Below are 13,939 nucleotides of genomic sequence, written 5' to 3'. Positions count from 1 at the left end.
GAGCACTGCCCACAAGGGTGCCCAGCCACTGGAACCGGTTGGTCGGGAACGGCCGGAATGGCTAGCGTCCGAGACCATGACGAGCAACGAGGCCTGGTCCTTCGAGACCAAACAGATCCACTCGGGTGCGAACCCGGACAGCGCGACCGGCGCCCGCGCGACGCCGATCTACCAGACCACGTCCTACGTGTTCCGGGACACCCAGCACGGCGCAGACCTGTTCAGCCTCGCCGAGCCCGGCAACATCTACACGCGGATCATGAACCCGACGCAGGACGTGCTGGAGCAGCGCGTCGCCGCGCTGGAAGGCGGTGTCGCCGGGCTCGCGTTCGCGTCGGGTTCCGCGGCCCTCACCGCCGCGGTGCTGACCGTGGCGCAGGCGGGTGACCACCTCGTGTCGAGCCCGAAGCTCTACGGCGGCACGTACAACCTCTTCCACTACACCCTGCCGAAGCTGGGCATCGAGGTCAGCTTCGTCGAGGACCAGAACGACCTCGACCAGTGGCGCGCCGCGGTCCGCCCGAACACCAAGCTGTTCTTCGGCGAGACACTGGCGAACCCGGGTGGCGACGTGCTGGACATCCGCGCGGTCGCCGACGTGGCGCACGAGGCGGGTGTCCCGCTGTTCGTCGACAACACCGTGCCCACCCCGTACCTGCTGCGCCCGATCGAGCACGGCGCCGACGTCGTGATCCACTCGGCGACCAAGTACCTGGGCGGCCACGGCACGACGATCGCCGGCGTGCTCGTCGACGGCGGCACCTTCGACTTCGGTGCCGACCCGCAGCGCTTCCCCGGTTTCAACGAGCCCGACCCCAGCTACCACGGCCTGCGGTACTGGGAGGCGCTCGGCCCCGGCGCGTTCGCCGCGAAGGCCCGCGTGCAGGTGCTGCGGGACACCGGCGCCGCGATCTCGCCGCTCAACAGCTTCCTCATCATCCAGGGCATCGAGACGCTGTCGCTGCGGCTGGAGCGCCACGTCGCGAACGCGCAGGCGCTGGCCGAGTGGCTGGAGCAGCGTGACGAGGTCGAGAAGGTCTACTACGCCGGACTGCCGTCGAGCCCGCACTACCAGCTCGCGCAGAAGTACCTGCCCAAGGGCGCGGGCGCGGTGCTGTCGTTCGAGCTGCGTGGCGGCGTCGAAGCGGGCCGCAAGTTCGTGGACGGCACCGAGCTGCACAGCCAGCTGGTCAACATCGGCGACGTGCGCAGCCTGATCGTGCACCCGGCGAGCACGACGCACAGCCAGCTCAACCCCGAGGAGCAGCTGTCCAGCGGTGTCACGCCGGGCCTGGTGCGGCTCGCGGTCGGCATCGAGGGCATCGAGGACCTCAAGGCCGACCTGGAGGCCGGTTTCCGGGCGGCCAAGGCGGCTCTGTGAGCCCAGCGCGGGACCTCCCTCCCGCCACGGGTGCGTGGCGGGAGGGGGATCCACCCGGGCACCGGCAGTTCCTGACGGTGCCAGGGGAGTTGCGGCTGGAGGCGGGCGGCAGCCTGCCCGGGTACCGCGTCGCCTACGAGACCTGGGGAAAGCTGAACTCGGACGCGTCCAACGCCGTGTTGATCGAGCACGCCCTCACCGGGGATTCGCACGCGGCGGGGCCGGCCGGGCCAGGGCACCCATCGCCTGGCTGGTGGGACGGGCTGATCGGGCCTGGCCGCGCGCTCGACACCGACGAGGTGTTCGTCGTCGTGCCCAACATCCTGGGTGGCTGCCAGGGCACGACGGGCCCGTCGTCGCCGGATCCGGACGGGAAGCCGTGGGGCAGCAGGTTTCCGCGGCTGACCGTGCGGGACCAAGTGGTGGCCGAGGCCGCGCTCGCCGACGCGCTGGGGATCGAGCGGTGGGCGCTCGTGCTCGGCGGGTCGATGGGCGGCATGCGTGCGCTGGAGTGGGCGGTGGGCCTGCCCGCGCGCGTGGACGCGTTGCTCGTGGTCGCCTCCACGGCCGCCGCCTCGGCGGAGCAGATCGCGTGGGCGGCGCCGCAGCTGCACGCGATCCGGTCGGACCCGGGCTGGCGCGGCGGCGACTACTACGACGCCGCCCCCGGCGAGGGCCCGCACGTGGGGCTGGGCATCGCCCGGCGGATCGCGCACGTGACGTACCGCAGCGAACCCGAGCTGTCCCAGCGGTTCGGCCGGCACCGCCAGGCCCCCGGCGATGACCGGTACGCCGTGGAGTCCTATTTGGACCACCACGCGGACAAGCTGGTCCGCCGCTTCGACGCGAACAGCTACCTGCTGCTGACCGAGTCGATGAACGACCACGACGTCGGCAGGGACCGCGGCGGCGTGGGGCAGGCGCTGTCCCGCGTGACGGCGCGGACGGTGGTGGCGGGCGTGGACAGCGACCGGCTGTATCCGCCGTACCAGTCACGCGACCTCGCGGCCGGGATCCCGACGGCCGGTGAGGCGGCGGTGATCTCGTCCCCGTACGGGCACGACTCGTTCCTCATCGAGACGCCGCAGCTCTCCGCACTGGTGAAGTCCCTGCTGGGTTAGGACACCGGCTCAGTCCGCCAGTGCCTCGTGCACCCAGTCGGTGACCGGCAGGTCCCGGTCGAGGCACTCGGCGGACAGCCGGATGGTCCAGCGCAGTGCCTGCAGCACCAGGCTGTTCACCTCGTCCGGCGCCGCGCTCGACAGGGCGATCTCCACCTGCTCCTCGGCGGCCTCGGTGTTGCCGTGCACCTCCGCGAGCAGCGTGCGCACGGCCGTGCGCACCGGCGGGTCGGCCTCGTCGATCGGGACCTCTTCGCCCGCCTCGTCGAACACCTGCACCTTCACCGGCGCGCTGCCGCCGTCGCCCAGCGCGGACACCATCGTGCTGCACTCGCCGAACAGCAACAGCACCAGTTCGCGCATCTCGGCCGTGGAGGACGGCGCCACCTCGTCGAGCGCGTCGTCGTCCCGGCCGAGCCGCATCGCGACGAGTGCACGCTGTGCCTTCGCCACGATCTTCTGCTCGCTGCTCACCCGCCTATCAAACACCAGAGATCGGGGGTTCGCGCCAGTGCGAAGAACGGGTGACTCACGCGAGTGCGCGCAGTGCACCGAGCGCGAGCCGGCGCAGCAGCGCGGCGAGTTCTTCGTCAGCCAGATAGCGGTTGTACGGCGTCGAGTTGATCAGACCGAACACGGCGTGTGCGGCCGAGCGCGCGCGCCGCTCGCTGACGCCCGGCACCGCGTCCCTGATCGCCTTCACCCACACCTCGACGTAGCGGCGCTGCAACGCGCGCACCTGTTTGCGGTCCTCGTCGGTCAGGTTCGCCAGGTTGCGCTCCTGCACGGTGATCAACGACGGCTGGCTCAACGCGAAGTCCACGTGGAAGTCGACCAGTTCGGCGAGCACGTGCTCCGGGTCCTCGGCCCGCTCCGCCCGCGCGGTGCCGCCGTCGAGCAGGTAGTGGCTGATCGAGCTGAGCATCTCGCCCAGCATCGCGTCCTTGCTGCGGAAGTGGCGGTACAGCGCGGGACCGGAGATGCCGACCGCGGCGCCGATGTCGTCGATGCCCACCCCGTGGAACCCGTGCCGCGCGAACAGTTCGGCCGCGGCGGTCAGGATCTGCTCGCGGCGGCTCGCCTTCTCGCCGTTGACCAGGGGGGTGGAGCTGGACATTCCTTCATGCTATCGGGTCAAGTTAGCGACCGCTAACGTCTGCCCGGGGCGGATTCGCGGGGACGTCAGGGCAGAAACCCGCCGGTAGGCGGGAGCCGGGTGCCAGCGTGGGCCCTCTTCCACGAAAGGAGCTCCATGACCACCGCACGCAGAACGTTCGCCGCGCTCACCGCCGCCGTACTGGTCGCGCTCGGGTTCACCACGGCCGCACAGGCGGACACCGTCGACTACGTCGCGCTCGGCGACTCCTACTCCGCCGGGGTCGGCGCCGGGTCCTACACGAACGCCGACTGCAAGCGCAGCGCGGTCGCGTACCCGGAGCTGTACGCGCAGAACAGCGGTGCGAAGCTGAACTTCCAGGCCTGCACGGGTGCCACCACCACCGACGTGACGGCCAAGCAGCTCGACGCGCTGAGCGCGAGCACGGCGCTCGTCTCGATCAGCGTCGGCGGCAGTGACGCCGGGTTCACCGACGTGATGCAGGAGTGCGTGCTCGGCGGCGACGCCGCGTGCCAGGCCGCGGTGGACAAGGCCGTGGACTACGTGCACAACACGTTGCCGGGTCAGCTCGATGGCCTCTACTCGGCCATCCGCGTGAAGGCGCCGCAGGCGAAGGTCGTGGTGCTCGGCTACCCGCACATCTACCAGCTCGGCACGTCCTGCGCGTTCGCCCCGTCCGACGGCTCCCGCGGGCTGATCAACGGTGCCGCCGACGAACTCGATGCGGTGATCGGCAAGGCGGCCGCCAACGCCGGTTTCGCGTTCGCCGACGTGCGTCCCGCCTTCACCGGACACGAAGCCTGCGCGAGCGAGGCTTGGCTCAACAACGTGGTTTTCCCGCTCGACGAGTCGTTCCACCCGAACGTCACCGGCCAGGCGAGCGGCTACTACCCGGCGTTCACCGGCGCACTCTGACGTTCGCCGTCTCGTTACCACTTTCCAACTAATTGCGGGTCCCTGTGAGAAACAACCCTGCTACATCTAAAGGAGGTCTGTCACTTCAGAGAAGGGCGTTCGACCCATGTCCGTCCCCGCAGCCCGCAGAACCGTCACCGTCATCGTCGCCGTGGTACTGGCCACGCTGGGACTCACCACGGCCGCCCAGGCCGCCACGATCAACTACGTCGCGCTCGGCGATTCCTACTCCTCGGGAGTCGGCGCCGGGTCCTACATCGACTCGAGCAGCTGCAAGCGCAGTTCGAAGGCGTACCCGTCGCTCTACGCGAGCAGCAGCGGGGCGTCGCTGAGCTTCCAGGCGTGCTCGGGGGCGAAGACCTCGGACGTGCTCAACAACCAGGTGGGCGCGCTGAGCGCGAGCACGACGCTCGTGTCGATCAGCGTGGGCGGCAACGACGCCGGGTTCAGCAGCGTGATGCAGGACTGCATCCTCGGCGGGGACTCGGGCTGCAAGACCGCGATCGCGAACGCCACCGACTACGTCAACACCACCCTGCCGGGCCTGCTCGACACCGTGTACCGGACCATCCGGAGCAAGGCGCCCAACGCCAAGGTCGTGGTGCTCGGCTACCCGCACTTCTACAAGATCGGCGGGTCCTGCTCGGTCGGGCTGTCGGACACCTCCCGCGGCTACATCAACGGCGGGGCGGACGCGCTGGACACGGTGATCGAGAAGGAGGCGGCCAACGCCGGGTTCACCTTCGCCGACGTCCGGCCCGCCTTCACCGGGCACGAGATCTGCTCCGGTTCGGCGTGGCTGCACAGCGTGACCCTGCCGATCGACGAGTCGTACCACCCGACCGCGACCGGTCAGGCGAGCGGCTACTACCCGACGTTCACCGCCGCGTTCTGACCGCTGGACAGCGTGGTTAGTCGTCGTTAACATCGGGGCAGTAGTTAACGACGACTAACCTGGGCTGGCATGGACACACCGACGTTGACCACCGCGGTGGATCCGCGGAGCGAGAGTTACGCGCGCAACGCGACGGCGCACGCCGAACTGGTCGAGGACCTGCACAAGCGGCTCGCGGCCGCGCGGCTCGGCGGCCCGGAGAAGGCCCGCGCCCGGCACGTCGAGCGCGGCAAGCTGCTGCCGCGGGACAGGGTCGACGCGCTGCTCGACCCCGGTTCCCCCTTCCTGGAGCTGTCCCCGCTCGCCGCGAACGGCCTCTACGACGACGAGGCGCCGGCCGCCGGGATCATCACCGGGATCGGCCGCGTGTCGGGCCGCGAGTGCGTGATCGTCGCGAACGACGCCACGGTCAAGGGCGGCACCTACTACCCGATGACCGTCAAGAAGCACCTGCGGGCGCAGGAAGTGGCGCTGCACAACAACCTGCCGTGCCTCTACCTCGTCGACTCCGGCGGCGCGTTCCTGCCCCGGCAGGACGAGGTGTTCCCCGACCGCGAGCACTTCGGCCGCATCTTCTACAACCAGGCGACGATGTCCGCACGCGGTATCCCGCAGATCGCCGCGGTGCTCGGCTCGTGCACCGCCGGCGGCGCGTACGTCCCGGCGATGAGCGACGAAGCGGTGATCGTGCGGAACCAGGGCACGATCTTCCTCGGCGGCCCGCCGCTGGTGAAGGCGGCGACCGGTGAGGTCGTCACGGCGGAGGAGCTGGGCGGCGGGGACGTGCACGCCCGGCAGTCCGGCGTCACCGACCACCTCGCCGACGACGACGGGCACGCGCTGCGGATCGTCCGGTCCATCGTCTCCACGCTCGGCCCGCGCGCGCCGCGCCCGTGGGACGTCGCGCCGGTCGAGGAGCCGGTGGTGGACCCGAAGCAGCTCTACGGCGCGGTGCCGGTGGATTCCCGCACGCCGTACGACGTGCGCGAGGTGATCGCGCGGATCGTCGACGGCAGCCGGTTCGCCGAGTTCAAGAAGGAGTACGGGGCGACCCTCGTCACCGGGTTCGCCCGCATCCACGGGCACCCGGTCGGCATCGTCGCGAACAACGGCGTGTTGTTCGCCGAGTCGGCGATGAAGGGCGCGCACTTCATCGAGCTGTGCGACAGGCGTTCGATCCCGTTGGTGTTCCTGCAGAACATCAGCGGGTTCATGGTCGGCAAGGCGTACGAGGCGGGCGGCATCGCCAAGCACGGCGCGAAGATGGTGACCGCCGTGGCGTGCGCGCGGGTGCCGAAGCTGACCGTGATCATCGGCGGGTCGTTCGGCGCCGGGAACTACTCGATGTGCGGGCGGGCGTACTCGCCCCGGTTCCTGTGGATGTGGCCCAACGCCCGGATTTCGGTGATGGGCGGGGAGCAGGCGGCGCAGGTGCTCTCGGCCGTCCGGCGTGACGGCGGGGACGAGGAGGAGTTCAAGGACCGCATCCGGGCGCAGTACGAGGAACAGGGCAACCCGTACTACTCGACCGCGCGGCTGTGGGACGACGGCGTGATCGACCCGGCGGACACCCGCACGGTGCTCGGGCTCGCGTTGTCCGTCGCGGCGAACGCGCCGCTGGAACCCGTCGGCTACGGCGTATTCAGGATGTGATCATGTTCGACACGGTGCTGGTCGCGAACCGCGGGGAGATCGCGGTGCGGGTGATGAACACCTTGCGGCGCATGGGAATCCGCTCGGTGGCGGTGTACACGGACGCGGACGCCGGCACGCGCGCGGTGCGGGAGGCCGACACCGCGGTGCGCGTTTCGGACTACCTGTCCATTTCGGACATGGTGGAAGCCGCGCAGCGCGCCGGTGCGCAGGCGGTGCACCCCGGCTACGGCTTCCTGGCGGAGAACGCGCGGTTCGCGCGCGCCTGCGCCGAGGCCGGGCTGGTGTTCATCGGCCCGCCCGCCGAAGCTATCGAGGCGATGGGTGACAAGATCGCGGCGAAGGCCACGGTGTCGGCCGCCGGGGTGCCGGTGGTGCCCGGTGTGTCCGAAGTGGACGAGATCGCCGCGGCAGCCGCCGAGGTCGGTTACCCGCTGCTGCTCAAGCCGTCCGCGGGCGGTGGCGGCAAGGGCATGCGGCTGGTGACCGACCCGGCGGACCTCGCGGCGGCGGTGGAGTCGGCGCAGCGCGAGGCGCGTTCGGCCTTCGGGGACGACCGGCTGCTGCTCGAACGCTTCGTCACCACGCCGCGGCACATCGAGATCCAGGTGCTCGCCGACACGCACGGCACAGTGCTGCACCTCGGCGAGCGCGAGTGCAGCCTCCAGCGGCGGCACCAGAAGATTGTCGAGGAGGCGCCCTCGGTGCTCCTCGACGAGGCGACCCGCGCGAGGATGGGCGCGGCCGCGGTGGAGGCGGCCCGGTCCGTGGGGTACACCGGCGCGGGCACGGTCGAGTTCATCGTGTCGGCACACGCGCCGGACGAGTTCTTCTTCATGGAGATGAACACGCGGCTGCAGGTCGAGCACCCGGTCACCGAGCTGGTGACCGGGCTCGACCTCGTCGAGTGGCAGGTGCGCGTCGCCGCCGGGGAAGCGCTTTCCCTGACGCAGGAGGACATCCGGCTCGACGGGCACGCGGTGGAGGTCCGCGTCTACGCCGAGGACGCGGCCAGGGGCTTCATCCCGACCGGCGGCACCGTGCTCGACCTGCACGAGCCCACCGACGTGCGTGTCGATTCGTGGCTGAGCCCCGGCACGGTCGTCAGCTCGAACTACGACCCGATGCTCGCGAAGGTGGTCGCGTGGGGGCCGGACCGCGCGGCGGCGCTGCACCGGCTCGACTGCGCGCTGGCGGACACGGCTGTGCTGGGCCTGACCACGAACGTCGCGTTCCTGCGTGCGCTGCTCGCGGACCCGGATGTCCGAAGTGGACAGATCGACACCGGGTTGGTGGAGCGGCGGCTGGAGTCGCTCGTGCCCTCGGAGGTGCCGGAGGAGTTCTTCGTCGCCGCCGCGCTGGACCGGGTGCTCGACCTGCAGCCCTCGGGCGACGTCGTGGACCCGTGGGACGTGCCGAGCGGCTGGCGGCTGGGCGGCGGCGGGGGCGTGACGATGCGCCTCAAGGCCGGGGAGACCGAGGCGCTGGTGCGGGTCGAGGGCTCGCCGGACGCGGCGACGGTCGTCGTCGGCGACGGGGAGCCGGTGCGGGTTTCCGCGCGGCGCGAGGGAAACCGGCTCGACGTGCACTACGCGGGCGAGTTCCGGCGGTACCGGCGTGCGGGGGAATGGCTGGCGCGTGACGGTTTCGCGGTGGCGGTCGGCGAGCGGCCCAACCTGCTGGCGACGCGCGGAGAGTCGAACGAGGGCGGCCCGGTCGTCAGCCCGATGCCCGGCACGGTCCTGGTGGTGAAGGTGGCGCCCGGCGAGCGGGTCGCGGCGGGGGCGCCGCTGCTCGTGGTCGAGGCGATGAAGATGGAGCACACCCTGGTCGCGCCGGTGGACGGGGTGGTGCGTGAGGTGCGTGTCCAGGCGGGCCAACAGGTCGCGCTGGACGAGGTGCTGGCCGTGGTGACCCCGGAGGCGGAGAAATGATCGACTTCAGGCTGGACGAAGAGTACGAGTCGCTGCGGAAGACGGTGGAGGACTTCGCGCGCAGCGAGGTGGCTCCGGTGATCGGCGGCTTCTACGAGCGCGAGGAGTTCCCGTACGACCTGGTCGCGCAGATGGGCCGGATGGGGTTGTTCGGGCTGCCGTTCCCGGAGGAGTTCGGCGGGATGGGCGGTGATTATTTCGCGCTGTGCCTCGCGCTGGAGGAGCTCGGCCGGGTGGACTCTTCGCTGGCCGTGACGCTCGAAGCCGGGGTGTCGCTGGGGGCGATGCCGATCCACCGGTTCGGCAGCCAGGCGCAGAAGGAGAAGTGGCTGCCCGCGTTGTGCGCGGGGGAGGCGCTCGGCGGGTTCGGGCTGACCGAGCCGGGCGGCGGTTCGGACGCGGGTGCCACGCGCACGACGGCGCGGCTGGACGGGGACTCGTGGGTGATCAACGGCAGCAAGTCGTTCATCACCAACTCGGGCACGGACATCACGCGGCTGGTCACGGTGACGGCGGTGACGGGCACGAAACCGGACGGTGGCAAGGAGATCTCGGCGATCATCGTGCCGTCGGGCACGCCCGGGTTCACGGTGGAGCAGAAGTACTCCAAGGTGGGCTGGAACGCGTCCGACACGCACGGTCTGTCCTTTTCGGACTGCCGGGTGCCCGCGGAGAACCTCGTCGGTGAGCGCGGTCGGGGATACGCGCAGTTCCTGTCCATTTTGGACGAGGGTCGGGTGGCGATCTCCGCGTTGAGCGTGGGCCTGGCGCAGGGTTGTGTCGACGAGTGCCTGCGGTACGTGCGGGAGCGCCAGGCGTTCGGCGCGGCGATCGGGACGTACCAGGCGATCCAGTTCAAGATCGCGGACATGGAGACGCGGGCGCACACGGCGCGCCTGGCGTACTACCAGGCGGCGGCGAAGATGCTGCGCGGCGAGCCGTTCAAGAAGGAGGCGTCGATCGCGAAACTGGTGTCGTCGAACGCGGCGATGGACAACGCCCGCGACGCAACGCAGATCTTCGGCGGCTACGGCTTCATGAACGAGTACCCGGTAGGCAGGTTCTACCGCGACGCGAAGATCCTGGAAATCGGCGAAGGCACGAGCGAGATCCAGCGGATGCTGATCGCCAGGGAGCTGGGCCTCCGCTGACGGCCGGGGGCCGGGCCTGCGCTGACGGCTGGGGGCTGGGGGCGCTCCCCTGGCCCGGTGCCCGGTGCCCGGTGCCCGGTGCCCGGTGCTCGGTCGCGGAGTGGCCCATGGCTTGCGGCAGTCGGGACCGGGCGGCGCGGGACTGGACGGCGGGTGCCGGGGTCGGTTGGCGGGTGGCCCGGTTGGTGAGGCGGCCGGGATCCGGTGGCCGAGCCGGGCGGCAGGGGCCCCACGGCCCGGCGGCCTGCTGCTGGGCGGGCGGCGGCCGGGCTGGGCGGCAGGGGCCTCACGACGAGGCGGTCTGCGGTTGGGTGGCGCGATGGCTGGGCCGCGGCTGTCGCGGATGGCCGTGAGGTTCGCGGTCGCCCGGGTGGCTGCTGCGAGGGCCGCTGAGATGACCGGTCTGAAGAGGCTGTTGAGTCCGGCGGCGGCACGGGGCTGCCGCCGCCCGACGCAACGTCGCTGGGCCGACCCCCATTCGCGGTCCAGCCCTGTAGGGATGATGGCAGGGCGGCACTGACACGTCACTGACAGTTCGGCGCTTACCCTCCATCCAGGTGCATCGGGCTCATCCGAGCGGGGCATCTAGCGGGGAACTGTCACACCCTTTCCTCTGTCCAGAGTGCGTCGCCGGAAGCGCCGCGTCCGCGCACGCCGACGGTGGGCCTTCCAGTCCAGCTGTCGGAGGCTACTTCGCGGAAGCTCGCCCACGCGTGCCGTTACCGCCGGGCCGTGCCGCGACCGCCGCGCGGCCCACCCCGTGCGCCGCCACCCGCCTCGCCCCAGCCCCGACCCTCCAGCCCACGAACCTCCCACCCGGAGACCGCCTCGCGACCGCCACCCGGCCATCGCCCCCACCCGACCTCACGAACCAGCCCCAACCCCCACTCCAACCCCACCCCACTCCGACCCCGTCAGGCGCTGCGCCCCACGCGGTTGAGGATGTGCTCCGCCTGGGGCGCCAGGATCGTCGAGCCCATGGCCGCCAGTGCGTCCCGCGCCTGGCGGGCCAGTGCCGCCGCCTCCGTGCGTTCGCCGCCGTGCCAGAGGGCGTCCGCCAGCCAGATGAGTGAGCTCGCCGCCGCGCGGCGGTCACCCAGGTCGGTGAAGATCTCGTGTGAGCGCCGGGCCGTGGCGGCCGCCTCGGCGAACCTGCCCTGCGCCGTCTCGACACGGCTGCGCAGCTGCAGCAGCCAGCCCTCGTCGTGCGGGTTGCCGCTGAGCAGGGGCGCCGCCTCCGCACACGCCGACGCCGCCGCCTCCGTGTCGCCCAGCAACAGCGCGGTCCTGGCCATCTCCCGGAACAGCCCAGCCGTCAACGACGGCACGTCCAGTTTCAACGCCTCCTGCGTCGTCTTCTTCAGCACCCACATCGCCTCGCGCACGCGGTCGTGCTGCTGCAACGTCTGCGCCAGCGTCCGGCTCGCCGTGCAGTACGCGATCCGGTCCTCACCCGTCTCGGCGATCCGCACCGCCCGCTCCGCCGTCTCCAGGTCCGGCTCGTTGCGCATCATCCGGCAGAACGCCACTCCGGTGAGGCTGTACACGAGTTCGGTCGTCGCGCCCAGCCGGTCGAACGCCTCCGCGCACGCGACGAACGTGCGTTCCGACTCGGCCACGTCCTCGGCGAGCGAAGCCTCCGCCCTGCCGTAGTCCGCCCGCCACGCCACCAGCTCGTCCCCCGCGGCCCGCGCCGCCTCGGCGATCCGCTGCCGCGCCGCCGCCAGCTGGTCGAACCCGCCCCCGAGGTGCAGCGCGGGGATCACCAGGTCCGCCAGCCGTGCCGCGTCCGCGTGCCAGCCCACCGAGCACGCCTGGTCGATCGCCGCCAGCAGGAGGTCCCGCTCCGCGCTCGCCCACCCCGCCGGGCACTCCAGGGGCGGCAGGTCCAGCCGGACGGGCGTCGTGCCGGGCGGCTGGTAGGGCTGCAGCTCCTCGGTCCAGCGCGCCGCCTCGCGGTAGACCTCCTCGCCCCGCGACAGCAGCACGTCGAGCAACCGCCGCAGCGCCGGCCGGGAATCCTCCTCCGCGGCCAGGTCCCGCGCGTACAACGCCACGAGGTCGTGCGTGCGGTACCGGTCGCCGCCCCGCGGTTCCAGCAGCGCCGACGCGGTGAGCGCCTCGACCAGCCGGTCCCCGTCGCCGCCGTCGGTGACCGCGCCGAGCGCCCACGCCGGAAAACCCGTGCGCGGCAACAAAGCCGTGCGCCGCAACGCGGTCTGCGCCACCGGGCTCAAACCGCGGTAGGTGAGGGACAGGCTCGCCCGCACCTCCATCCCCTCGACCGCCAGCTCGTCGAGCCGGGTCCGTTCGTCCCGCAGCCGCTGCGCCAGCGCGGCCAGCGGCGCCTCGGGCCGCAGCGACAACCTGGCACCCGCGATGCGCAACGCCAGCGGCAGCGCGCCGCACAGCCGCACCAGCTCCTCGGCGTGCGCCCGTTCCGCCGCGATCCGCGCGCCGCCGATCATCCGCGTCAGCAGGTCGATCCCGCCGTCCCCGCGCAGGGGGTCGACCCGGACGCGCCGGGCGTTCGGCAGGTCGAGCAGGGACCGCCGGGACGTGACGAGCACGGCGCACCGCCCGGTGCCGGGCAGCGCGGGCGCGATCTGCGCGGATTCCGCCACGTCGTCCAGCACGAGCAGCACCCGGCGGTCGGCGAGCCGGGCCCGCAGCGCTGCCGCCCTGGCACCGGTCTGCGCCGGGATCTGCCCGGCGGGCACGCCGCTGGCCAGCAGCAACTGTTCCAGCAGCTCGTGCGCGGAGGTCCGGCCGGCGTGCCGGTCGTAGAGCGCCGCGAACCACTGCCCGTCCGGGTAGCGCTCACGCAGCCGGTGCGCGGCCTCGACGGCGAGCGTGCTCTTGCCTACGCCGGGCTGCCCCCACACCACCACGACCCGCGCCGCCTCGGCCGGTTCCAGCAGCTGTTCGAGCCGTTCGAGCACGTCCTCGCGGCCGACGAAGTCTTCCGCGCGGGACGGGAGCTGGCACACCGGCGCCCATTCGCCGGAGGAGTCCCCGGAGAGCGCCGCGGCGTGCAGGTCCCGCAGCTCCGCACCCGGTTCCACACCCAGCTCCTCGGCCAGCACGGCACGCGCTTCGGCGTAGACCGCGAGCGCCTCCGCCTGCGCGCCGATCTGGTGCAGGGCCCGCATGAGCTGGGCCCAGAAGCTCTCGCGCAGCGGGTGGCGCTGGGTGAGCCTCCGCAGTTCGGGGATCGCCTCGGCCGCGCGGCCGGCCTCCAGGTCGAGCGCGATGGCGCGGCTGAGCGCGGTCAGTCGCAGCTCCTCCAGCTCGCGGCGGTCGGCCTCGCTCAGCGGCAGCGGGACGGGCTCGTCACTCCACAGGCCGAGCGCCTCGGCGAGCAGGGCGCGTTCCGCGGCCGGATCTCCGGCCTCCCTCGCCTTCGCCAGGAGGGTGGTGAACTCGAGCAGGTCGAGTTCGTCCTCCGCGACGACGATCCGGTAGCCACCCGGTTCGGCGCGAACGCGGTCCGGGTCGCCGAGCGCGGCCCGCAGCCGTTTGACGAGCACGTGCAGGCTGTTGCTGGCGTTCTTCGGGCGGCGGTGCCAGATGGCGTCGACGAGGTCGTCGGCGGGCACGACCTGGTCGGGGTGGGCGAGCAGCGTGGCGAGGAGCGTCTGGTGCAGGCGCGAGCGGATGCGCACCGGCTCCCCGTCGGCGCAGACGGAGAACCGGCCGAGCAGGCGGAAGCGCCACGCTGCCTTGGCCACGGTCGTGATCTCCCTTGAATCGCGTTCACCAAGACCATACG

At 71.8% G+C, this 13,939-nt stretch carries 10 protein-coding genes; 7 read left to right on the top strand and 3 right to left on the bottom strand.

What is annotated here, in order from left to right:
- The first annotated feature begins 76 nt into the window (after nucleotides 1-76).
- A complete protein-coding gene (locus BMZ92_RS06615; protein ID WP_091504800.1) occupies nucleotides 77-1,381 on the top strand; it encodes a bifunctional o-acetylhomoserine/o-acetylserine sulfhydrylase in 1,305 nt (434 codons plus the stop codon).
- Nucleotides 1,378-2,502, top strand: a complete 1,125-nt coding sequence (gene metX / locus BMZ92_RS06610) for a homoserine O-acetyltransferase MetX (RefSeq protein ID WP_091504799.1) — start codon at nucleotides 1,378-1,380, stop codon at nucleotides 2,500-2,502. The genes BMZ92_RS06615 and metX overlap by 4 nt, the downstream gene beginning before the upstream one ends.
- 9 nt (nucleotides 2,503-2,511) lie before the next feature.
- Here the strand turns inward: metX and BMZ92_RS06605 are convergent, their stop codons facing one another.
- Together BMZ92_RS06605 and BMZ92_RS06600 are read right to left on the bottom strand one after the other, a co-directional pair.
- Nucleotides 2,512-2,925 (bottom strand): hypothetical protein, encoded by a 414-nt coding sequence (locus BMZ92_RS06605; protein ID WP_245782940.1) that lies wholly within the window; start codon nucleotides 2,923-2,925, stop codon nucleotides 2,512-2,514.
- Between the two features lie 106 nt (nucleotides 2,926-3,031).
- On the bottom strand, nucleotides 3,032-3,619 hold the full coding sequence (locus tag BMZ92_RS06600; RefSeq protein ID WP_091504797.1) for an SACE_7040 family transcriptional regulator: 588 nt from the start codon (nucleotides 3,617-3,619) through the stop codon (nucleotides 3,032-3,034).
- A gap of 135 nt (nucleotides 3,620-3,754) precedes the next feature.
- On the opposite strand from BMZ92_RS06600, the gene BMZ92_RS06595 reads away from it, so the two are divergent.
- The 5 genes from BMZ92_RS06595 to BMZ92_RS06575 all read left to right on the top strand — a co-directional run bounded on the left by BMZ92_RS06595 (nucleotide 3,755) and on the right by BMZ92_RS06575 (nucleotide 10,167).
- A complete protein-coding gene (locus BMZ92_RS06595) occupies nucleotides 3,755-4,534 on the top strand; it encodes an SGNH/GDSL hydrolase family protein (protein ID WP_091504796.1) in 780 nt (259 codons plus the stop codon).
- Nucleotides 4,535-4,640: 106 nt separating this feature from the next.
- The gene (locus BMZ92_RS06590) at nucleotides 4,641-5,429 is read left to right on the top strand and encodes an SGNH/GDSL hydrolase family protein (RefSeq protein ID WP_091504795.1); all 789 of its coding nucleotides are present in this window, start codon (nucleotides 4,641-4,643) and stop codon (nucleotides 5,427-5,429) included.
- Between the two features lie 69 nt (nucleotides 5,430-5,498).
- The gene (locus BMZ92_RS06585) at nucleotides 5,499-7,082 is read left to right on the top strand and encodes a carboxyl transferase domain-containing protein (protein WP_091504794.1); all 1,584 of its coding nucleotides are present in this window, start codon (nucleotides 5,499-5,501) and stop codon (nucleotides 7,080-7,082) included.
- 2 nt (nucleotides 7,083-7,084) lie between these two features.
- Entirely contained in the window at nucleotides 7,085-9,016 is a 1,932-nt protein-coding gene (locus BMZ92_RS06580; RefSeq protein WP_091504793.1) for an acetyl/propionyl/methylcrotonyl-CoA carboxylase subunit alpha, read from the top strand.
- Nucleotides 9,013-10,167, top strand: a complete 1,155-nt coding sequence (locus BMZ92_RS06575; protein WP_091504792.1) for an acyl-CoA dehydrogenase family protein — start codon at nucleotides 9,013-9,015, stop codon at nucleotides 10,165-10,167. The genes BMZ92_RS06580 and BMZ92_RS06575 overlap by 4 nt, the downstream gene beginning before the upstream one ends.
- A 914-nt stretch (nucleotides 10,168-11,081) precedes the next feature.
- Here the strand turns inward: BMZ92_RS06575 and BMZ92_RS06570 are convergent.
- A complete protein-coding gene (locus BMZ92_RS06570) occupies nucleotides 11,082-13,898 on the bottom strand; it encodes an AfsR/SARP family transcriptional regulator (RefSeq protein WP_177228556.1) in 2,817 nt (938 codons plus the stop codon).
- Nucleotides 13,899-13,939: the final 41 nt, after the last annotated feature.

Source organism: Amycolatopsis sacchari (assembly GCF_900114035.1).
Taxonomy (GTDB): domain Bacteria; phylum Actinomycetota; class Actinomycetes; order Mycobacteriales; family Pseudonocardiaceae; genus Amycolatopsis_E; species Amycolatopsis_E sacchari.
This window is presented reverse-complemented; position numbering and strand designations above follow the sequence as displayed.